The organism is Methylobacterium sp. EM32 (assembly GCF_040593685.1).
Lineage (GTDB): Bacteria > Pseudomonadota > Alphaproteobacteria > Rhizobiales > Beijerinckiaceae > Methylobacterium.
In genome coordinates this window covers 67623-88174 of the sequence record NZ_JBEXZS010000194.1, presented here as the reverse complement: position 1 = coordinate 88174, position 20552 = coordinate 67623, and the positions used below count along the sequence as shown (strand labels likewise).

Genomic DNA, 20552 nt, shown 5'->3' with positions numbered 1-20552 from the left:
TCGCCCTCTCGAATCCGGGGTGTCTCGGGTCGGCCTCACAGGCCGAGATAGGTGGCCCTAAGGTGATCGTCCTCGATGAGCGCCCGGCCGGTGCCGGAGAGCGTGACGCGGCCGTTCTCCAGCACGTAGCCGCGATCGGCCATGGAGAGGACCTGGAACACGTTCTGCTCGATGATGAGGATGGGAATCGCGAGCTGGCGCACGGCGCGGATCGCCTCGAACAGACGGTCGACCATGATCGGCGCCAGGCCGAGGGAGGGCTCGTCGAGGGCCAGCACCCGCGGGCGAGCCATCAGGGCGCGTCCCACCGCCAGCATCTGCTGCTGCCCGCCCGACAGCGTCGAGGCGGCCTTGTCGCGCCGCTCGGCAAGGATCGGGAACAACGAAAAAACCTCCTCGATGGTCGTGCGCCAGCGCGCATAGGCGCGGGGATTGTGAGCGCCGACCATCAGGTTCTCGCGGATCGACATGCCGAGGAAGAGCTGCTTGCCCTCCGGCGACTGCACGAAGCCGGCCTCCGCCACCCGGTGGGGCGCCAGCCCGTCGATGCGCTCGCCGAAGAGCGAGACCGCGCCGCCCCGCGCCCGGACGAGCCCCGAGACCGTGCGCAGCAGCGTGGTCTTGCCGGCGCCGTTCGCCCCGATCAGGGCGACGATCTCGCCCGGATCGATCCGGAGCGAGACGCCGTCGAGGACCTGGACGTCGCCGTAGCCCGCCCGGAGATCGGTCGCCTCAAGTGCGGGCTGCTGCATACTGCTCCCCGAAATAGGCCTTCAGCACCTCGGGCTGGTTGACGACGTCCCGCGGCGCCCCGTCGGCGATCAGCCGGCCGGATTCCATCACGATCACCCGCTCGCTGAGTGCCATGATGACCTTCATCACGTGCTCGACGATCAGGATGGTGACCCCGCGGTCGCGGATGCGGCGCACCAAAGCCACCATCTCCTGCCCCTCGGCCGGGGTCGCGCCGGCCACGACCTCGTCCATCAGGAGCAGGACCGGCTCGGTCGAGAGCGCCCGGCCGAGTTCGAGCTTGCGCCGGTCGAAGGCGGTGAGGTGCTGGACCTCGGTGTCGGCCTGCCGGCCCATGCCGAGGAAGTCGGCGATCGCCTCGGCCTTGTCGCGGATGGCATGCGCGTCGCGCGAGCGGGCGAAGCCCCCGACCATCAGGTTCTCGACCACGGTGAGGTCGGCGAAGGGCTTCGACAGCTGGAAGGTCCGGGCGATGCCGGCCCGGCAGATGGTCCAGGGCCGCGCGCCGGCGATGTTCTGGCCCCGAAACAGGATCTCGCCGGAATCGGGCCGGGTGTAGCCGGCGATCATGTTGAAGGCGGTGGTCTTGCCGGCGCCGTTGGGGCCGAGCAGCGCCAGGATCTCGCCGGCCTCGAGCCGGAACGACAGGTCGCCGACGGCCTGGAGGCCGCCGAAGCGCTTGCTGATGGTGCGCACGTCGAGGAGGGGGCTCATCGCCGGCCTCCCCGGCCGAGGAGGCCGAGCCGGGCAAGGAGCGACCGCAGGGGCGCGATGAGCCCCTTCGGCAGGTAGAGGACCGCCAGCATCAGGATGATTCCGTAGACGACGATGTGGAGGCCTAGCAGCGAGCCGCCGAGATGGCCCCGGGTAATCTCGGCCAGCGGCGCGAGCAGGACCGCGCCGAGGAGCGGCCCGAACACCGTGCCCTGGCCGCCGATGATGCTCATCAGCGCCATGTCGATCGACAGATCGACGCCGATCAGCCGCTCGGCGTTCACGTAGCGGAAGAACTGGGCGTAGAAGCCGCCGCCGATGCCGGTCATGAAGGCGCTGATCGCCAGCGCGACGAGCTGGTAGCGGGCCGGGCTGATGCCGAGGCTCTCCGCCGCGTCGCGGTCGCCGCGGATCGCCTTGAGGTAGAAGCCGAGCTTCGAGCGCTCGAGCCACCAGGTCGCCGTGAGCGCCCCGGCGAGCAGGCCGACGATCACCCAGTAATACGGCGCCTTGCCGTTGAACTGGAGCGCCGCCAGGCTCTCGCCGCGGAGCGGCACGGTGAGGCCCGCCGCCCCGTTGAGCGGGATGCCCAGCACCGTGTCGGTGTTCTCGACCCAGATCCGGATCATCTCCGCGAAGGCGATCGTGGTGAGGGCGAAGTAGGGGCCGCGCAGCCGGAAGGTCGGGTAGCCGACCACCACCGAGAGCAGGGCCGCGAGAAGCCCGCCCACCGGCATCCCGAGCCAGGGCGACAGGCCGAGCCCGGTGAACAGCAGCACCGTGGCGTAGCCGCCGATCCCTGCGAACATCGCGTGCCCGATCGAGAGCTGGCCGACATAGCCGCAGACGAAGTTCCAGGCGGTCGCCATGTAGGCGAAGAACAGCACGACGATGCAGGAATGCAGCAGGTAGGAATCGGTGACGACGAGGGGCAGCGCCATCGCCGCGAGCGTCATCAGGGCGATGAGCCCGAGCGTGCCGAGGCCCGTGCCCGCGTCGCGCCGGCGGCGGACCGGTGCGGCGGGGAGGCTCGGGGCCCGGATCTCGTCGGGACGGGACACGGCGGGGCTCCTCAGCCGGTCGGGGCGGGCGGTGGTCATCAGGCGCGCCCCATCAGGCCGCTCGGCCGCACGAGGAGGATGAGGATGAACAGGCCGAGCGACAGGATCGCCGCCGAGGTCGCCGGGACGAATTGCGAGGCCAGCGCCTCGAAGACCCCGATGACGAGGCCGCCGACGATCGAGCCCGGGATGCTGCCGATGCCGCCGAGCACCACGACGATGAACGAGCGGATGCCGAAGCTCAGCCCGACCTGCGGGGTGATCGGGATGAAGGTCGCGAGCAGCGAGCCGAACAGGCCGAGCAGGGCCGCGCCGATGCCGAAGGTCACGGCGTAGATCATCGGCACGTCGATCCCCGACAGGGCGGCGGCGTCGCGGTTCTGGGCGGTGGCGCGGATCGCCCGGCCCATCCGCGTCGAGCGCAGCCACAGCGACAGGAGCACCGCCGCGAGGATCGCCGCCAGGAAGGCGATCAGCCGCTGCATGTTGACCGGGATCGGCCCGAGCATCAGCGGCGCCAGGACGAGGCTCGTCGAGGCCGAGCGCACGTCGGGCCCGAAGGCCATCAGCGCCAGGTTGTCGATGACGAGGTAGACGCCGGCCGTGAGGAGGAGCGCGCTCAGGGGCTCGACCACGAGCGCGCTCTCACGCCGGATCAGCGGCGCGATGACGACGCTCTGGATCAGGAAGCCGACGGCGAACAGCAGCGGCACCGTCACGAACACGCTGGCATAGGGATCGATGCCGGCGAGCGCCTGGAGCCAGAACGCGGCGTAGAGCGCCAGCATCAGCAGCGAGCCGTGGGCGAAGTTCACGACGCGCATCACCCCGAAGATCAGGCTGAGGCCGAGCGCGACGCCGCCGTAGATGCCGCCGATGAGGAGGCCGTTGACGAGCGCGAAGGAGAGGATCAGCGGGTCCATCGGATGTCCGTTGCGGCCGTGCCTGCCCGATCCGACAACGCGTCGTGCGCTGCCGTCGAGACGACCGGATGACCGGGAGGGCGGGGCCAGAAACCCCGCCGCGGTGTCGGAGCCTGTTCGATTGGCGAGAACGGCATTGCGAGAAACTGTTCTATCCCGCCCGCGACCTCATCCTGAGGTGCGAACGGAGTGAGCCTCGAAGGAGGCCTCCAGAACTCTCAGCGATCCCTGGAGGCCTCCTTTGAGGTGTCAGTCGATCTTCAATCGACTGACACCTCAGGATGAGGTCGTGGACAGGACAAACCTCGCCGACCCGTCAAACAGGCTCTCAGGAGCGGGCGCCGAAGGCCGGCACCGGCCAGGCGGGCTTGGTGTCGGGCGAGCGGCTCTCGGCCGGCCACACCGTGCGGCGCTGGCCGTTCAGGTTCTGCGAGATCGCCCCGTGCGCGAAGGTGTTCTGGCCCTGCTCGTCGAACTTGATGCGCTGGTAGCCGGCATAGAGGGCCGGGCCCGCGGTGAGGTCGGTCGCCGCCACGGCGTCCCGCAGGGCCTGCCGGTCGGCGCTGCGAGCCCGCTCCAGGGCGTCCTTGATCACGTACATGACCGCGAAGCCCTGCGCCCCGTAGGCGCTCATGTCGTAGCCGAGCTGGGCCTTGAACTTTGCTTCGACGTCGGCGAATTCGGGCAGGCGCTCGCCCTGGAGGGCGTCGACCTGGCGGTCCTCCTGCACGAAGTAGTAGGCGACGGCCTTGGGCGAGATCGCCTTGTAGAACGATGGATCCTCGGTGCCGCCGCCGACCGAGTGCACGCCGTAGGGCAGGTTGAGCTGCTGCTCGAGCATCTGGCGCGACAGGAGCAGGTGGTCGGGGGTATAGAAGGCGGCGATCAGCGCGTCGGGCCTGGCGGCGCGGATCTTGAGGAGCTGGGCCGAGAAGTCGACCTGATTGGGCGGCGCCGCCTCATCGAGGACGAGGGTGTAGCCGCGCTCCTTGGCGAGCTTGCGCACGTTGGCGGCGTGCGAGCGGCCCCAGTCCGACCCCTCGTAGAACATCGCCAGGGTCTTGGGGCCCTGGCCGGTCTCCTTCTTCAGGAGGTCGATGGCGTCGAGCTGCTCGCGCGCGTCGTAGGTCGCCTTGTTGTTGATGCGGAACACGTACTTGAAGTTGCGCTCGGTGATCTCGTCCTTCACCGCCCCCATGACGATCCAGGGCGTCTTGTAGCGCTCGGCGACCTCGGTCGCCGGGAAGGTGACGGCGCTGTTGAAGGCGCCGCTCATCACCGCGACGTTCTCGCGCTGGATCAGGCGCTCGGTCTCGGAGACGCCGATATCGGGCTTCGACTGCGAGTCCGCGAAGACGAGCTTGAGCTTGGCGCCGTTGAGCGCCTTGATGCCGCCGGCGGCGTTGATCTGGTCGACGGCGATCTGCACGCCGGTGCGGGCCTGCTGGCCGATCGCCGCCGAGCCGCCGCTCAGCGGCAGGACCCAGCCGACCGGGATCTCGGTCTGGGATTGGGCCTGAGCGTGGGCGGTGGTGGCGAAGGCCGCGGCGGAGAGCGCGAGCGCCCCGCGCAGGGCCATGCGTCGCGAGAACGAGGTCGTCATCGGGCGTTTCCTCCAGTTCTGTCCGGGCCGCTTCTCGCGTCCTCTTGCGAACAGCTTCGAAGACGGGACGGGTGCTCCGCAAGGCGCGTTCTGGGCTGGTGGAAAGACCACCTGGGTGGGGGGCCGCAGTCCGTGTGGCTGTCCGGGTGAGGAAATGGTGCGGGTCCCCCCTCTCCCGAGTGGGAGAGGGGCCGGGGGTGAGGGTGGCTCGGGTTCAGAATAAAGCTCGGCCCGTAGAGCTGCGCAGCTCGACAGTTCGAGCTTTATCCGTAAGCCGAGCCACCCTCACCCCTACCCCTCTCCCACACGGGAGAGGGGATCCCGCGCTTGATTCTATAAAGGTTTTCCAGGCGACCTGGCGAAGCGCGCCCGCAACGCCGTCTTCAGCACCTTGCCCATCGGGTTCTTCGGCAGCTCATTCAGGACGAGCCAGCGGCGCGGACGGGCGTAGTCGGCGAGGTGCGCGGCGCAGAAGGCCGCAAGGGCGTCGGTGAGGGCGTCGGTGTCGAGCCCGCCGGGCTCGCGGGGCACCACGCAGGCCGCGACGTCCTCGCCGAGTGCGGGGTGGGGCACGGCGATCACCGCGGCCTCGCGCACGCCGGGATGGCGGTAGAGCACCTCCTCGACCGCCACGGAGGCGACCTTCAGCCCGCCGCGGTTGATCACGTCCTTGCGCCGGTCGGTGAAGTACAGGAACCCGTCCGGATCGAGATGGCCGACATCGCCGGTGCGGATGCCCCCGAGCACGAAGGCCTCGGCGGTGGCCTCGGGATTGCGAAAATACCCCTTCGCGACGCCGGGCCCCCGGACCAGGATCTCCCCGGTCTCGCCGGGGCCGAGGCATCGTCCCGCTTCGTCGACGACGGCGACCGCGCAATGCGGCATGGCGCTGCCGATCGAGCCGAGCTTCGCCTCCATCATCGCCGGTTCGAGCCGCGTGCCGGCGGGCCCGCTCTCGGTCATGCCATAGATCTGCACCTGCTCGACATGGGGCCATTGCGCGGCGAGCCGGCGGATCACCTCGGGCGGCATCGCCGCGCCGCCATAGCCGATCCGCCTCAGGCTCGAGACGTCGCTTGGGGCGCGGGCGAACTCCTCCATCAGGAAGTGCACCACCGAGGGCACGCCGTGATAGTAGGTCGTGCGCTCCGAAGCGATCAGCCGGAGGCGGCCGCGATTATCGAGGGGCTCCTCCAGCACCAGGCCGGCGCCGGCGATCCAGCACGACATCGCGCCGAGGTTGAGCGGCGAGCTGGTGAAGAACGGCCAGCCGCCCTGGTAGAGGTCGCCCGCTCGCAGGCCCAGGGCCGCCCCGCAGGCGAGCCCGGCGCCCAGCATCGTCGCGTGGCTGTGCATCACCGCCTTCGAGCGGGCGGTCGTGCCCGAGGTGAACAGCAGGCAGCCGAGGCGGTCGGGATCGGGATCCTCCTCCGGCGCGGGCGCGTGCTCGGCGGCGAGCGGTTCGGGCCAGGCCTCGGTGTCTCCCTCGGCCCCGTCGATCGCGAGGAGGCGCACCCCGGGGCTGAGGCGCGCGAGCCGCGAGGTCACGGCCTGCGTGCAGACGATCGCCGCCGGCTCGGCGAGGGTCAGCGCGTGCCCGAGCTCCTCGTCGGAGGCGCGGGTGTTGAACGGCACCACGGCCGCGCCGATCCGCAAGGCGCCCAGCGCGGTGAGCAGGCATTCCCGCCCCGCCTCGTTGCCGAGCAGCACGCCGATCCGGTCGCCGGCCCGCAGGCCGAGGGCGTGGAAGCCCGCCGCCACCGCATCCATCCGCTGCACGAGCTGGCCGTAGGTGAGCCGGTCGCGCCAGCCGCCGATCGAGCGCGCCGACAGCGCGATCCCCGGGCGCTCTCCCTGCGCCCGTCGCCGCAGGAGCTGCGGCACCGTGAGGGCGAGGATCTCGGCGGGATCTTCCATGGGACGGGCTGCCAGGCTTGCAGGACGGGACCGCGCCATCTCGCCCGCGGCGAACGCAGCGCGTCAAAGCCCGGGTTGGTCTCGTCGGCGGACCAATGAGCGAATTGCGGCGCGGGGCCCCGAGGCCGCAGGTACGCAGACGTCACGGAATGGAGGCGGAGCGGTGCTGGCGATCGAGATGCGGATCGATGCCCATGGCGGGCCCGAGCGGTTCGCCCCGGCCGAGGTCGAGCTGCCGCCGCCTGGGCCCGGGCAGGTGCTGCTGCGCCAGACGGCCGTCGGGGTGAACTTCATCGACGTCTATCACCGCCGCGGGATCTTCCCGATCCCGACCCTTCCGGGCGCCGTCGGCGTCGAGGCGGTCGGGATCGTGGCGGCGGCCGGGGCGGGGGTGTCCCTCCGGCCGGGCGAGCGGGTCGGCTATGCCGGCCCGCCGGTCGGGAGCTACGCCAGCGCCCGGCTGATCGACGCCGCGCGCCTGGTGCGGCTGCCGGACGCCGTGCCGGACGACGTCGCCGCCGCCCTGATGCTGAAGGGCATGACGGCCCACATGCTGTTCACCCGGGTCCGGCCGCTGCGTCCCGGTGACGTCGTTCTGGTCCACGCGGCGGCCGGCGGGCTCGGCGTGCTGCTGACGCAATGGGCCCGGGCCGCGGGCGCCCGGGTCATCGGCACGGTCGGATCGGAGGCGAAGGCGGAAACCGCCCGCGCCGCCGGCTGCGAGGCGACCATCCTCCACCGCCACCAGGACTTCGTCGCCGAAACGATGCGCCTGACCGGCGGCGAGGGCGTCGACGTCGTCTGCGAGGGCATCGGCGGCCGCGTGCTCGAACGCTCCCTCGACTGCCTCAAGCCCTTCGGGACCGCGATCAACTTAGGGCAAGCCGGCGAGGCGCTGGCCTCGATCGACCTTGCGCGGCTCGGGCCGCAGCGCTCGCTCAGCGTGAGCGTGCCGGGCGTCTTCGCGCATCTACGCACGCTGCCGGACCTGCAGGAAGCCGCCGACACGATGTTCGCGATGGTGGGGCAGGGGGCCTTGCGGCCGGAGATCGGCCTGCGCGCGCCGTTGCGCGAGGCCGGGGAGGTCCACAGACGGCTCGAGGCCGGCGAGACCACCGGCGCCACCGTGCTGCTGCCGTGACGAAGCGCACCCTCGCCGAGGAGCCGCTTCTCGCCTCCCGCTCCTTCTTCCCGCACTGGCGCCCGGCGGTCGTGCGCCATGCGGACCTCGATCCGCACGGCCACGTCACCAACAGCGTCTTCGCCGCCTGGCTCGACGACGGGCGCTACGCCCTGCTGCGCGAGGTCCTGCGGCCGCTCCTGCCGCCCGACGACCTGCCGGCGCTCGCCTCGCTCACGGTGGATTTCTCCCGGGAGATCAACTTCGGCGACGCGCCAGAGATCGGGACGGCCGTGCTGCGGCTCGGGGCGCGGTCGATCGTGATGGGGCAGGGGCTGTTCGTCGGGGGCGCCTGCGCAGCCAGCGCGCACTCGGTCACGGTCGTCATGGACGGGCGGACCCGCCGCGCCCGCCCGCTGACCGACGCGGAGCGCGCCGCCCTCGGGCGATTCGGGGGCCGGCCCGGGTGACGAGGCCGGCGATTGGTCTTGAGGCAGGGCCAGCCGCGGCCTTGCCGCCGCGGGCCCGGGCGGACGAACGTCGGGGCAAGAGTTCCTGGCAACAGATCGGGGAGCGACGGGTGGACGCCTTCTTCACGGATGACGAGCGCGCGTTCCGGGCGGAGATCCGGTCGGCGATCCGCGCGATGCTGCCGGCGGACCTCGCCCGGAAGACCCGGGCCGGCATCCACCTGTCGCGCGAGGACATGGCGCGCTGGAACGCGCTCCTCGACGCGAACGGCTGGGCCGCGCATCACTGGCCCGAGGAGGCCGGCGGGCCCGGCTGGACCCCGATCCAGCGCTTCATCTTCGAGGCGGAATGCGCGGCGGCCGACGCGCCGCCGCTCAGCGTGTTCGGCATCTACCTCGTCGGCCCGACGCTGCACGCCTTCGGGTCGGACGCACAGAAGGCGCGCTACCTGCCGCCGATCCGCTCAGGCGAGGAATTCTGGTGCCAGGGCTACTCGGAGCCCGAGGCCGGCTCCGACCTCGCCTCGGTCCGCACCACGGCGCGCCGGGTCGAGGGCGGGTGGGTTCTCAACGGCCAGAAGGCCTGGACGACGGAAGGCCACTTCGCCGACCTGATGATCTGCCTTGCCCGCACCAACCGGGAGGTGAAGCCCCAGGCCGGGCTGTCTCTGTTCATCGTCGACATGCGGGCGCCCGGGGTCGCGCTCACGCCGGTGATCACGATCGACGGCGGGCACAGCGTGAACACGGTGTTCCTCGACGACGTCCGGGTCGGCGACGACGCCCTGATCGGCGAGGTCGACCAGGGTTGGGGCTACGCCAAATTCCTGCTCAACCACGAGCGCACCAACAACGCCCAGGTCCACCGCTCCCGGCGGGAATTCGAGCGCCTGAAGGCCTTCGCCGCGGCGCCCCGCGCCGGAGGGCCGCCGGTTCTCGACGACCCCGCCTTCCGGCGCCGGTTCGCGGTGGTGGAGGCGAGCCTGTCCGGCCTCGAGGCGACGGTGCTGCGCGTCCTCGTCGACCAGACCGAGGGCCGCGAGCCCGGCCCCGAGGCGTCGATCGTCAAGGTGATCGGCTCGCGGCTGCAGCAGGCGATCAGCGAACTGGCGATGGAGGTGATCGGCGAGGACGCCCTGGAGGTGCCGGAGGGATCCCGCGACGAGGAGGTCGCCGGCTGGACCGAGCGGCACCTCTTCCGCCGGGTCGTGACCATCTACGCGGGCGCGAACGAGATCCAGAAGACGATCATCGCCCGCTCCACCCTGGGCCTGCGCTGAGGCTGCCATGCGGCGATCCCCCGACCAACGCGACGACGACCGCCTGCTGCGCGAGGGCGCCCGACGGTTCCTGGAAGAGACCTGCCCCTGGACGCCGCACCCGCCCGACGCGGCGGCGCAGGACGAAGCGCGGCGCGCGATGGCGCAGCTCGGGTGGTTCGGGCTGGGCCTGCCGGAGGCGCTCGGCGGCGCCGGGGCGGACGCGCTGCAGGCCCTGGCGATCATCGAGGAAGCCGGCCGGGTCCTGCTGCGGCGCTCCCTCGCCGCAGACGTGCTGGTGGCGCCCCGCCTGATGCGCGACGCGGGCGGAAAGCTGGCATCGCTCGCCCCGGATCTTGCCGCCGGCGCGGTGCGCTTCGCCCTCGTCCAGGAGGGTCCGGGAACCGGGATCAATGCCACCCGCACCAGTTCGGGCCTGCGGCTCGACGGGCGCAGCGCCCTCGCGCTCGATGCGGGCCACGCCACCCACTGGCTCGTCGAGGCCGGCGGGCGTTCGCCGAACGGCGCGATGCTGCTCTGCGTCGCGGCACATCCCCCAGCGGTCGAGGCGCGGCGCCTGATCGATGGGCGCGCGGGGGCGGCCCTGACCTTCGACGGGCTCGACCTCCCGGCCGAGGCCGTGCTCGCCACCGGGCACGAGGCCATCGCCTGGATGGCCGAGATCCGGGACTGCGCCGTCGCCGCCCTGGTGGCGGATGCCTACGGGGCGCTCGCCGCCGGGCTCGACCTCACGGTCGGCTACCTCAACCAGCGGCGCCAGTTCGGCCAGACGCTCGGCTCGTTCCAGGCCGTCCAGCACCTGATGGCAGACGCGTTCTGCGACCTCGAGACCCTGCGCTCGCTCCTGCTCTGGACCGCGGCCGCCCTCGACGGCGAGCCGGCGGAGCGGCGCCGGGCGGCGCGCGCCGCCAAGGTGACCCTCGGCCGGGAGGGGCTGGCCGCGGCCTCGCGCCTGATCCAGGCCAGCGGCGGCATCGCCATGACCGAGGAATACCGGGTCGGTCACGTCTACAAGCGCCTCCAGGTCGCCGCCGGGCTCCACGGCGGCACGGAGGCGCAGATCCGCGAGCTCGCGACAGCCACCCTGTCGCCGGAGGGGAGACCAGACGATGAGGCAAGTGCCGCTTGAGGAGCGTTACGAGACCCTGACCATCACGCGCGAGGGGCGGCTCCTCACCATCACGATGAACCGCCCGGAGGCGTTGAACGCCGCCGACGCGCTCCTGCACGAGGAGCTCGCCCACGTGTTCTACGACGTCGCCGTCGATCCGGGCAGCGACGTGATCGTGCTCACGGGGGCGGGCCGCGCCTTCTCGGCCGGCGGCGACATCCCGTGGATGCAGACCGCGATCGACCGCCCCGAATCCTTCGAGCAGACGGCGCGCGAGGCCAAGCGCATCGTCTTCTCGATGCTCGACCTCGAGAAGCCGCTGGTCGCGCGGGTGAACGGCCACGCCACGGGCCTCGGCGCGACGCTCGCCCTGTTCTGCGACGTGATCTTCGCCGCCGACACCGCCAAGATCGGCGATCCCCACGTGTCGATCGGCTTCGTCGCGGGAGATGGCGGCCCGGCGATCTGGCCGCAGCTCATCGGCTACGCCCGCGCCAAGGAGTACCTGATGACGGGCGAGCTCCTGCCCGCCCGCAAGGCGGCGGAGATCGGCCTCATCAACCACGCCGTGCCGCCCGAAGACCTCGATGCGGCGGTGGCGGCCTTCACGGGCAAGCTGCTCGCCGGCGCCACCAAGGCGATCCGCTGGAGCAAGACCGTGACCAACATCGAGCTGAAGCGGATCGTCCACGGCGTCATGGACGCGAGCGTCGCCTACGAGGCCCTGTCGAACCGGACCGAGGACCACCAGGAGGCCGTCAACGCCTTCCGGGCCCGGCGCAAGCCGGACTTCACCGGCCGCTGACGCGGCGACGGCGGCCCGCCGCGCGGGCCGCCGTCCTCCGCTCAGCCGAAGGCCGGGAGCCTTTGCGCGAAGTCCGTCGCGAGGCCGCAGGGCAGCATCTCGCCCTCCGCCAGCAGGGCGTAGCGGTCGCTGAAGGCGCCGCAATGCTCCGCCATCGCGCGGCCGGCGCCGACGGGATCCCGGGCGAGGATCGCCGTCACGATCTCCGTGTGGTGGGCGAGCAGCATGGCGTCCCGCCCGCCGCCGATCGCCGGCGCGGTGAGCGAGTAGTCGAAATAGGCCGTCATCAGGTCGCGCAGCACCTCGGTGATGTAGAGGTGCACCGCGCTGCCGGCCGCCCGCGCGATGGTCAGGTGCAGGCGCAGGTCGAGGTCGATCCGGCGGCGGGGGCTCAGATGCGAGCGGCCCATCTCGGCGAGGATGCGGCGCAGGTCGGTGAGGTCGCGCTCGCTGCCGCGCTCGGCGGCGCGGCTCGCCGCCCAGACCTCGAGGTAGCCGCGCAGGCGCGACATGGTCTGCAGGTGCGACAGGTCGGCCGCGGCGAGCGAGGTCAGCGCGACCGGCGCATCGACCGTGCGCGTGCCGCTGCGCTCGTCGGCGACCACCGTCCCGTCGGCCTTGAGCGCGGCCAGGGCCTCGCGCACCGAGGCCCGGCTCACGCCGAAGACCAGGGCGAGCCGCCGCTCGCTGAGGAGGCGGGTGCCGTCCCGCGCGTGTCCGGTGGCGATCATGCCGGCGATCTCGCGGGTCAACCGGTCCTTGAGCTGCTCGGGGCTCGCCACCGCCAGGTCGCGCAGGATCAGGTCGTCCTGCGGAATCGGCGCGTTCCGCAGCCCGCGCTCATCGACCTCCATCCCGGACCGGTCGAGATCGCGAAAGGCGGCGGCGCGGCTCGCGAGCGCCGACAGGGCTGCCGCCTTGTCGCGGTGTGCGATCGCATCGGCGAGGCTGCTGCGGCCGAGGCTGAGTTGGTCCGCCTGAGCGGCCCGATCCGATGCGGGCGCGGCCCTGAGCAGGCTGCCGAACAGGCTGCGGATCCCGCGCGCGAGCTGGCGGATGATCATCGCGTAGATCGGACTGAGCGAGGCGTCCGCGAGCGCGAGGCGCCACCCGACCTCGTCCTCCGCCAGCGCCTGAAGGTCGCGGTCCGGGGGTGCCGCCGCGACGCGATCGGCGGCGCGGGCGAGCGCCGCGTCGGAGGCCTCCCGCAGGAGCTGCTCGACGACGCACCGGTCGAGGAATGCAATGAAATCCTGGAGATCCTCCAGGTTCTCCTGGTTGGCCCGAAGCAGCTCGGCCAGCTGCCCGCCCCGTTCGATCGCGACGACCCGGGTCCCCGATCCCTGGACGGCCTCGATGTAGCCGTCGAGCTTGAGGCGGTCGAGGGCGCTGCGGACGCAGACCCGGCTCGCCGAGGCCGCCTCGGCGATGCGCCGCTCCGGGGGCAGGCGGGCGCCGGGCGGCAGGCGTCCGGACGCGATCAGATCCAGCATCGCCACCGCGAGGCGATCGGAGCGTGCTGATTTGGTCTGAGTGCGCAAGTCGATCGCGGCCAGCCGACCGAAATCGGCGAGATCCAGCGGGCATGCCGTCTCGCCCCGCAGGAGCGAGAGCTTGAGCCGCAGGGCTCCAGTCATGACAATCGTCCTCCCGGGGGCCGGCCGCTTCGATCGGCCGGAGATTTTCCCTTGTTCTAGAGCATTGTCCGACGAAGTGGCTACCGGTTCGTCGAAGACGATGCGGCACGGTCAACGACCGGGACCGTCGTCCGATCGCAGCGCCACGGTGCACGGCATGGGCATCGCCCGAGGGTCGATACGGCGACGGCGTGCCGATCGTGAGCGCGTAGGGTGGGGCGGCCGCGCGCCGCTGCGGTCGAGCGCGGACCGTGAGCGCGACCGTGATCACCGGCGGCGCAGGCCCGGGACACGTCGAGGAGCTGCGGTCGCGCGACGGCCTCGATCGCCCCGTGCCCGTTCGACGGCTGCTCTGAAGGCGGCTCTGCCCGAGACGACGGCGGGGGGAGCGCGGATCCTGGGCAGTCCCGCCGACCCGCCCGGCCGCACTCTGGTCGAGCGGGTATCCAGCAAGACCAAGGCGTCGCAAGGCGAGCCGTCCGCGCGCAACGGGGAGACTCAACGTCAGGCTATGCAGCCCATCCGGCGCTGCGTCAGACCATGTCAATGCCGCCGCATCATCGCAGCGACCGGTTACGACGCTGACTAGACAGAAAGATAGGAATTTTCAACCTGAGCGATGAATTCCTTGGCGGAATGATGGAATTTAGGAATATATCCATATTAATTAAGACGGAATATTTACCCGCTAAATCTAGCTTCCTCTGGGAACGCCCCACAAGCCGCCGCATCGGACATGCGAGTGATATCGGGGCGTGCAATCTCGGCAACGCGCCTTGGGGACTGTTTCATGCCTCTCGTCAAAAAAGCTGGCCCGTCCGGGCAGCGTTCGCTCGTGCGCAGCAACGAGCAGGGCAGCCTCAACCAGCTCGGCCGCCTCAACGAGGAGCACCGCCGTCGTGCCCGCACCTACGCCAAGCAGCAGAAGGCGGCTGAGCGCATCGCGGCGGCCACCACGGAGCTCGCCAGCAGCGTCACCGAGGCCTCCTCGGCGGCCGAGGAGCTGCGCAAGGCCATGGAGCAGATCGCCGCCGGCGCACAGCAGGCGGCGAGCGCCGCCGAGCAGTCGCAGCGTGCGGTCACGGCCATCTCGGACGCGATCACGTCGTCGCGCAGCGAGGCCGAGACCTCGAGCCAGAAGACCGGCAGCCTGCAGACCCTGATCAGCGGAGTCTCGCAGCAGATCGCGGCGAGCATCGTCTCGATCAGCACCTCCGCCGAGCGCCAGGCATCGTCGGTCAAGCTCATCGTGGAACTCGAGCGGCAGGCCGCCAATATCGGCGACATCGTCCGCGCCGTGGCCCGCATCGCCGACCAGACCAACCTGCTCGCCCTCAACGCCGCCATCGAGGCGGCGCGGGCCGGCCAGCACGGCAAGGGCTTCGCGGTGGTGGCCGACGAGGTCCGCACGCTCGCCGAGACCTCCGAGAAGAGCGCGCAGGAGATCCAGGAGCTGATCGGCCGAATCCAGGGCGACGTGAAGGTGATCGCCGACGGCATCAACCGCGCCGCCGAGGCCACCCGCCAGGAGGTGGTGAAGGGCCGGACGGTCACGACGCAGCTCGAGAGCGTGCGCGCCGCCATGGTCGAGATCATGGAGGCCGGCGAGGCGATCCGGCGCGCGGCCGTCGAATCGGAGAAGGCGGCGGTCGAGGCGCAGAAGGGGTCCGAGGCGATCGCCGCCGCGGCCGAGGAGCAATCCTCCGCCTGCCAGGAATCGCTCAAGACCGTCGACCAGCAGACCACCGCGCTCGATCAGAGCGAGCAGGCCGCCAACGAGCTCTCGACCATCGCCGACGAGCTGAAGAACGCGACCGATATCGGCAAGAGCGCCGAGGAGGTCGCCTCCGCGGCCGAGGAGCTGTCCTCGGCGGTGGAGGAGATCAACCGGGCCGCCGCCCAGATCATGACCGCGCTCGACCAGATCAACCGCGGCGCGCAGCAGCAATCCGCGGCCTCGCAGCAATCCGCCGCCGCGATCGCCCAGATCGAGAAGGGAGCCACCCTGGCGCAGGAGCGCGCCCGCACGTCGCTGGAGCGCGGCACCGCGATCACCACGCAGCTCCAGGACAACCGCGCCGCCGTGGACGGCCTCGTCGAGGGGGTGACCCGCTCGCTGGAGGAGACCAACCGGAGCCGCGAGCAGATCAACGCCCTCGAGCAGGTCAGCCGGAAGATCGACAAGATCGTCGACGCGATCACCACGGTGGCGATCCAGACCAACATGCTGGCGGTGAACGGCTCGATCGAGGCCGCCCGGGCCGGCGAGTTCGGCAAGGGCTTCATGGTGGTGTCCACCGACATCCGCAACCTCGCCCGGGATTCCTCCGAGAATGCCGAGCGGATCAAGGATCTCGTCAAGTCGATCCAGGACCAGATAGTCTTCGTCCGCCGCGACCTGGAGGAGATCTCCGCCGCCGCCGCCGCCGAGGTCGAGAAGAACAAGGCGATCACCAAGGACCTCGAGACCACCGCCGCCGACATGGCGGTCGTGCTCGACGGCAACCGGCAGATCCTCCAGGGTTCCGACATGATCATGCAGAACGTCGAGGAGGCCAAGCGCGGCATCGAGCAGATCGCCGCCGCCGCCCGGCAGGCCGGACAATCGTCGATCGAGGCACAGCAGGCGGGCCGCGAGCAGTCCAAGGGCGCAGAGGAACTCGCCGCCGCGATCGAGGAGATCGCCTCGCTCGCCGACGAGCTGCAGAACCAGGACTGACCGTTTCCGCGCCGTGGGGCGGGCGCTGACGCCCGCCCCACGCATCCCCGCCACAGCGACCACCGGCCGGTCCTCAGGGACCGCCCCGCGGGATCGAGGGAATCCGATGTCCAGCCCAGCCCATCCCGATACGGCGGAGCACGAGGCCGCCACGGCCGAGGCCGGCCAGACCGCCCGGCAATTCGTGACCTTCCACGTCGAGCGCGAGACCTACGCGGTGCCGCTCGCCGAGGTCCAGGAGATCATCCGTCTGCCCGAGATGGTCGACGTGCCGCTCAGCCCCGCCTGCCTCGCGGGGCTCGCCAACCTGCGCGGCTCGGTCCTGCCCGTCGCCAGCCTGCGCCGCCTGTTCGCGCTTCCGGACCGCGCTTACGACGACGCCACACGGGTCGTCGTCGTCAGCCACGGCACCGCCTTCGGCTTCGTCGTCGACCGTATGGCGAGCGTGGTCACCGCCGAACCGTCCGAGATCGACGGCACCGAGATCCTCGGGAGCACGGTCGATGCCGACATGCTGTCGGGCGTGATCCGCCGCGAGAGCGGCATGATCATGATCATCGACCCCGCCCGCCTAATGCAGCGCAGCGGCGCCTCCCGCGCCGCCATCGCCCGGCCGCGGGCGGAGTTCCTGGCCGAGGCCGGCCTGCTCTCCAGCTCGCGCGGCGAGGTCGAAGCCCGCGGCGCCTCCGACGAGATCCAGCTCGTGTCGTTCGGGCTCGCCGGCCAGGAATACGCCCTGCCGATCGAGCACGTCCAGGAGATCGTCCAGGTCCCGGAGGTCGTGAGCGCGATGCCCAACGCGCAAAGTCACCTCGTCGGGGTGATCACCCTGCGCGACCGGCTCCTGCCGCTCGTCAGCCTGCGCCGGCTGTTCGGCCTCGCCGAGACGGACCTGAGCGAGCAGAGCCGCATCGTGGTGGTGTCCTGGAACGGGACCGCCGGGGCGGTCGGGATCGTGACCGACACGGTCAAGGAGGTCCTGCGCGTCGCCCGCAGCCTCGTCGACCCGCTGCCGGACCTGCTCTCGGGCTCGGGCGGCCTGCGCGAGATCGAGGCGATCTGCCGGATCGACCAGGGACGGCGCCTCGTCTCGATCCTGTCGGCCGAGCGGCTGTTCGACACCACGGCCCTGGCGATGCAGGGCGCGGCCGGAATGCCGGCGGCCAAGGAGGAGACGATGCGGACCACGCGCGGCGAGAGCATGACGGCCCAGGCCGACGAGGAGGAGCAGTTCGTGATCTTCCGGCTCGCGGAGGAGGAATACGGGGTGCCGATCGACGCCGTGCACGAGATCGTGCGGGTGCCCGAGCAGCTCACCCACGTGCCGCGGACGCCGCGCTTCATCGAGGGCGTCGTCAACCTGCGCGGCACGGTGCTGCCGGTGGTGGACCAGCGCCGCCGCTTCCAGCTGCCGGACACCGAGCGCAACGACCGCCAGCGGATCATGGTCTTCATGATCGATTCCGTGCGCACCGGCTTCATCGTCGACTCGGTCTCGGAGGTGCTGAAGATCCCGCGCTCGGCGATCACCCCGGCGCCGGACCTCGCGCAGGACGAGGACAGCGCCGTCGAGCGCATCGCCAACCTCGCCGGGGCCAAGCGCATCATCCTGATGCTGAACGTCGACCGGCTCCTGAGCCGGCGCGAGGTCGCCGACCTGCGCGAGGCCGCGTGACGCATCACCCGGACCGGGATGTCCGGACGCCATGAGGCGAGCCCGCGCGGCGGCGGCCTCGGCTCCCCGCGCTGAAAGACCCACCATTCCCGCATCGCCGCAGGACCGCCCAGCATTCGCCTGACGCGATGCAGAAATCGCACGAGAACCGGCCAGTCGGAAGCCGCCGCGCCCGCAAGAGTGCGACGGCCGAGCCCGGACGCCAACGGATTGCATTGCCCGATGACCAAGCTTCTGATCGTCGACGATTCCGCCCTGATGCGCAAACACCTGCGCCTCATCTTCGAGGAGAGTGGCTTCGACGAGGTGCGGACGGCCCGCAACGGGCGCGACGCCCTTGAGCAGGTCGCCGCGTTCGATCCCGACGTCGTCACCCTCGACATCAACATGCCGGAGATGGACGGCCTGACCTGCCTCGCCGAGATCATGTCCGGGGCGCCCCGCCCCGTGGTCATGGTCTCCTCCCTGACCAGCGAGAGCGCCACCGTGACGCTGGAGGCGATGCAGCTCGGCGCGGTCGACTACGTCGAGAAGCCCGGCGGCACGGTCTCGCTCAACATCGGCACCATCCGAGACGAGATGGTGGAGAAGGTCCGCATCGCCGCCGGCGCCAGGCCGCGGCGCGCCCACGGCCTGCTCGACCGGGTGCGCCGCTCCCGCCAGGCCGGCGTGGCGCCGGCCCCGCGGCGCCGCGCCGGACCGTCCGGCCGGCCGGACGGCTGCATCCTGATCGGCGTCTCGACGGGCGGTCCGCGCACCCTGGAGGACATCCTGCCCGAGCTGCCGGCCGACCTGCCCTGGCCGGTGGTCGTCGCCCAGCACATGCCGGGCTCCTTCACCGGCGCCTTCGCCCAGCGCATCGACCGGCTCTGCGCCCTGTCGGTCCGGGAGGTGACCGCCCCGGTCCCCCTCGCTCCCGGCCACGTCTATGTCGGCCGCGGCGACGCCGACGTGGTGATCGAGCGCCGGCTCGGCCGGCTCGTCGTCACCTCCGTGACGAGCGATCCGTCGCTGCGCTGGCACCCGAGCGTCGATCGCCTGGTGCGCTCCGCCCGCGCGGTGCTGCCGGCGGAGAACCTCGTCGCCGTCGAGCTGACCGGCATGGGCGACGACGGCGCCGCCGCGATGACCGAGCTGCGCGCCGCCGGCGGCCGCACCATCGCCGAGTCGGAATCCAGCGCCGTCGTGTTCGGCATGCCGGCCGAACTCATCCGCCGCGGTGGGGCCACGCTCACCCTCGCGGCCCGCTCCATTCCGGCCCAGCTCGTCAGCTGGGTATCCTGAGGTCGTCATGGCTCTTGTCCGCCGAACCCCCCTTCCTGCGCCGCAGGCCCCGCCGGAGGATCCGCGTGACGCCCTCAGCGCCGGCTCCGCGGCGGCGCGGCGCGAGGCCGCCCACCGCCTCGCCTCCGATCCGGACGCCGTCGACGCCCTCGCCGCGCAGCTCGCGCGGGAGACCGAGAACAGCGTGCGCGAGGCGATCCTCGCGGCCCTCGGGCGCCTCGGCACGCCGGAGGCGGTCGAGACGCTGTTCAGCCTGCTCGGCAGCGAGGACGTCTGGCTGCGCAACGCCGCGATCGAGACGCTCCAGGTCATGGATGCGGCGGTGCTCGGCGCCCTGGAGAGCGGGCTCGACCATCCCGACAGCGACCGGCGCATCTTCGCCGTCAACGTGCTGGTGTCCCTGCGCCACCCGGAGGCGGCGGCGCTCGCCTTGCGGACCCTCGCCCGCGATCCCCACGTGAATGTCTGCGCGGCCGCCCTCGACGTGCTGGCCGAGATCGGCACGCCGGAGATGATCCCGGCGATCGACGCGGCGGTCGCCCGCTTTCCGGACGAGCCCTTCCTGCGCTTCGCGGCCAAGGCCGCCAAGCGCCGCATCGCCTGACCGGCCCTGCCGATGAGCGCCCTGCCCGCCGCCCGCATCCCCGACATCTCCGAGAGCGACTTCACGCGCTTCAGGGACTTCTTCTACCGCAAGACCGGAATCATGTTCGCCGACAACAAGCGCTACTTTGTGGACAAGCGCTTGCAGGAACGGATGCTCACGATCGGGCAGACGGCATTTCGCGATTACTTCAACACGCTGCGCTTCCAGGCCAGCGGCGACGAGTTCCAGGCGCTCGTCAATCTGATGACGGTCAACGAGACCTATTTCTACCGGGAAGAGTACCAGTTCCACTGCCTGACCCGCTCGATCCTGCCCGAGGTCGCGAAGACGAAGCGGCGGGGCGAGCCGGTGCGGATCTGGTCGGTCCCCTGCTCCACCGGCGAGGAACCCTACTCGATCGCCTTCCAGCTGCTCGACAACTGGGCCGGCATCGACCAGTACGACGTCGAGATCGTCGCCTCCGATATCGATACCGGCGTGATCGAGCAGGCCAAGCGCGGCCTCTACGGCGACCGGTCGGTGCAGCACGTGCCCCGCGAGACGCTGGCGCGCTTCACCCGGCGGGTGCGCGGCGCCTACGAGGTGATCCCCGACATCCGGGATTCGGTCGCGTTCGCCCGCGTCAACCTCTCCGACCCCCTGTCGACCCGGCAGTTCCGCGGCTTCGACGTCGTGTTCTGCCGCAACCTGCTGATCTACTTCGACGACGCCTCGCGCCGCGACGCCGCGCAGACGATCTTCGACGCCCTCAATCCCGGCGGCTTCGTCTGCCTCGGCCATTCGGAATCGATGAGCCGGATCTCGTCGCTGTTCGCCATCCGCAAGTTCCCGGAGGCGATCGTCTACCAGAAACCCTTCGATGCGGAGTCCTGA

Annotated in this window: 17 protein-coding genes; 10 read left to right on the top strand and 7 right to left on the bottom strand. The window is 71.2% G+C overall.

Annotated features, from left to right (window positions below; all coding sequences use genetic code 11):
• Positions 1–35 precede the first annotated feature (35 nt).
• From ABZT49_RS25835 to ABZT49_RS25810, 6 genes are all read right to left on the bottom strand, one after another.
• Entirely contained in the window at positions 36–752 is a 717-nt protein-coding gene (locus ABZT49_RS25835; RefSeq protein ID WP_355290296.1) for an ABC transporter ATP-binding protein, read from the bottom strand.
• Positions 733–1467, bottom strand: coding sequence for an ABC transporter ATP-binding protein (locus ABZT49_RS25830; RefSeq protein ID WP_355290294.1), 735 nt, complete (start codon positions 1465–1467; stop codon positions 733–735). Before ABZT49_RS25830 ends, ABZT49_RS25835 begins: the two co-directional genes overlap by 20 nt.
• Positions 1464–2528, bottom strand: coding sequence for a branched-chain amino acid ABC transporter permease (locus ABZT49_RS25825; protein ID WP_355290292.1), 1065 nt, complete (start codon positions 2526–2528; stop codon positions 1464–1466). Before ABZT49_RS25825 ends, ABZT49_RS25830 begins: the two co-directional genes overlap by 4 nt.
• Before the next feature lie 38 nt (positions 2529–2566).
• Positions 2567–3451 carry a branched-chain amino acid ABC transporter permease gene (locus ABZT49_RS25820; RefSeq protein ID WP_355290290.1) on the bottom strand — a complete coding sequence of 295 codons (885 nt, stop codon included), beginning with the start codon at positions 3449–3451 and terminating at the stop codon, positions 2567–2569.
• A 328-nt stretch (positions 3452–3779) separates the two neighbouring features.
• On the bottom strand, positions 3780–5054 hold the full coding sequence (locus tag ABZT49_RS25815; RefSeq protein WP_355290288.1) for an ABC transporter substrate-binding protein: 1275 nt from the start codon (positions 5052–5054) through the stop codon (positions 3780–3782).
• 333 nt (positions 5055–5387) lie between these two features.
• Positions 5388–6971 (bottom strand): class I adenylate-forming enzyme family protein, encoded by a 1584-nt coding sequence (locus ABZT49_RS25810; protein ID WP_355290286.1) that lies wholly within the window; start codon positions 6969–6971, stop codon positions 5388–5390.
• A 163-nt stretch (positions 6972–7134) separates the two neighbouring features.
• Here ABZT49_RS25810 and ABZT49_RS25805 point away from each other — a divergent pair, with 163 nt between their 5' ends.
• From ABZT49_RS25805 to ABZT49_RS25785, 5 genes are all read left to right on the top strand, one after another.
• Positions 7135–8112 (top strand): quinone oxidoreductase, encoded by a 978-nt coding sequence (locus tag ABZT49_RS25805; protein ID WP_355290284.1) that lies wholly within the window; start codon positions 7135–7137, stop codon positions 8110–8112.
• Complete coding sequence (locus ABZT49_RS25800) at positions 8109–8561, top strand: thioesterase family protein (protein ID WP_355290282.1); 453 nt, start codon at positions 8109–8111, stop codon at positions 8559–8561. Before ABZT49_RS25805 ends, ABZT49_RS25800 begins: the two co-directional genes overlap by 4 nt.
• Before the next feature lie 110 nt (positions 8562–8671).
• Positions 8672–9841, top strand: coding sequence for an acyl-CoA dehydrogenase family protein (locus ABZT49_RS25795; protein WP_355290280.1), 1170 nt, complete (start codon positions 8672–8674; stop codon positions 9839–9841).
• A 7-nt stretch (positions 9842–9848) separates the two neighbouring features.
• Entirely contained in the window at positions 9849–10970 is a 1122-nt protein-coding gene (locus ABZT49_RS25790; RefSeq protein ID WP_355290278.1) for an acyl-CoA dehydrogenase family protein, read from the top strand.
• Positions 10951–11757 carry an enoyl-CoA hydratase-related protein gene (locus ABZT49_RS25785; RefSeq protein ID WP_355290276.1) on the top strand — a complete coding sequence of 269 codons (807 nt, stop codon included), beginning with the start codon at positions 10951–10953 and terminating at the stop codon, positions 11755–11757. The genes ABZT49_RS25790 and ABZT49_RS25785 overlap by 20 nt, the downstream gene beginning before the upstream one ends.
• Before the next feature lie 41 nt (positions 11758–11798).
• Here ABZT49_RS25785 and ABZT49_RS25780 read toward each other — a convergent pair whose 3' ends face one another.
• Positions 11799–13394: a GntR family transcriptional regulator gene (locus tag ABZT49_RS25780; RefSeq protein WP_355290274.1), complete on the bottom strand. Its 1596-nt coding sequence runs from the start codon at positions 13392–13394 to the stop codon at positions 11799–11801.
• A gap of 835 nt (positions 13395–14229) precedes the next feature.
• Here ABZT49_RS25780 and ABZT49_RS25775 point away from each other — a divergent pair.
• The 5 genes from ABZT49_RS25775 to ABZT49_RS25755 all read left to right on the top strand — a co-directional run bounded on the left by ABZT49_RS25775 (position 14230) and on the right by ABZT49_RS25755 (position 20552).
• Positions 14230–16113 (top strand): methyl-accepting chemotaxis protein, encoded by a 1884-nt coding sequence (locus ABZT49_RS25775; RefSeq protein WP_355290272.1) that lies wholly within the window; start codon positions 14230–14232, stop codon positions 16111–16113.
• Positions 16114–16219: 106 nt separating this feature from the next.
• Positions 16220–17788 (top strand): chemotaxis protein CheW, encoded by a 1569-nt coding sequence (locus ABZT49_RS25770; protein ID WP_355290270.1) that lies wholly within the window; start codon positions 16220–16222, stop codon positions 17786–17788.
• Between the two features lie 222 nt (positions 17789–18010).
• Complete coding sequence (cheB, locus tag ABZT49_RS25765; RefSeq protein ID WP_355290268.1) at positions 18011–19072, top strand: chemotaxis-specific protein-glutamate methyltransferase CheB; 1062 nt, start codon at positions 18011–18013, stop codon at positions 19070–19072.
• A 7-nt stretch (positions 19073–19079) separates the two neighbouring features.
• Positions 19080–19676: a HEAT repeat domain-containing protein gene (locus ABZT49_RS25760; RefSeq protein WP_355290266.1), complete on the top strand. Its 597-nt coding sequence runs from the start codon at positions 19080–19082 to the stop codon at positions 19674–19676.
• A 12-nt stretch (positions 19677–19688) separates the two neighbouring features.
• The gene (locus ABZT49_RS25755; protein ID WP_355290264.1) at positions 19689–20552 is read left to right on the top strand and encodes a protein-glutamate O-methyltransferase CheR; all 864 of its coding nucleotides are present in this window, start codon (positions 19689–19691) and stop codon (positions 20550–20552) included.

Bases quoted from the DNA above. Each gene is read 5' to 3' on its own strand.
- ABZT49_RS25835 (WP_355290296.1), bottom strand. From the start codon at position 752: ATGCAGCAGCCCGCACTTGAGGCGACCGATCTCCGGGCGGGCTACGGC.
- ABZT49_RS25830 (WP_355290294.1), bottom strand. From the start codon at position 1,467: ATGAGCCCCCTCCTCGACGTGCGCACCATCAGCAAGCGCTTCGGCGGC.
- ABZT49_RS25820 (WP_355290290.1), bottom strand. From the start codon at position 3,451: ATGGACCCGCTGATCCTCTCCTTCGCGCTCGTCAACGGCCTCCTCATC.
- ABZT49_RS25815 (WP_355290288.1), bottom strand. From the start codon at position 5,054: ATGACGACCTCGTTCTCGCGACGCATGGCCCTGCGCGGGGCGCTCGCG.
- ABZT49_RS25810 (WP_355290286.1), bottom strand. From the start codon at position 6,971: ATGGAAGATCCCGCCGAGATCCTCGCCCTCACGGTGCCGCAGCTCCTG.
- ABZT49_RS25790 (WP_355290278.1), top strand. From the start codon at position 9,849: ATGCGGCGATCCCCCGACCAACGCGACGACGACCGCCTGCTGCGCGAG.
- ABZT49_RS25785 (WP_355290276.1), top strand. From the start codon at position 10,951: ATGAGGCAAGTGCCGCTTGAGGAGCGTTACGAGACCCTGACCATCACG.
- ABZT49_RS25780 (WP_355290274.1), bottom strand. From the start codon at position 13,394: ATGACTGGAGCCCTGCGGCTCAAGCTCTCGCTCCTGCGGGGCGAGACG.
- ABZT49_RS25770 (WP_355290270.1), top strand. From the start codon at position 16,220: ATGTCCAGCCCAGCCCATCCCGATACGGCGGAGCACGAGGCCGCCACG.
- cheB (WP_355290268.1), top strand. From the start codon at position 18,011: ATGACCAAGCTTCTGATCGTCGACGATTCCGCCCTGATGCGCAAACAC.
- ABZT49_RS25760 (WP_355290266.1), top strand. From the start codon at position 19,080: ATGGCTCTTGTCCGCCGAACCCCCCTTCCTGCGCCGCAGGCCCCGCCG.
- ABZT49_RS25755 (WP_355290264.1), top strand. From the start codon at position 19,689: ATGAGCGCCCTGCCCGCCGCCCGCATCCCCGACATCTCCGAGAGCGAC.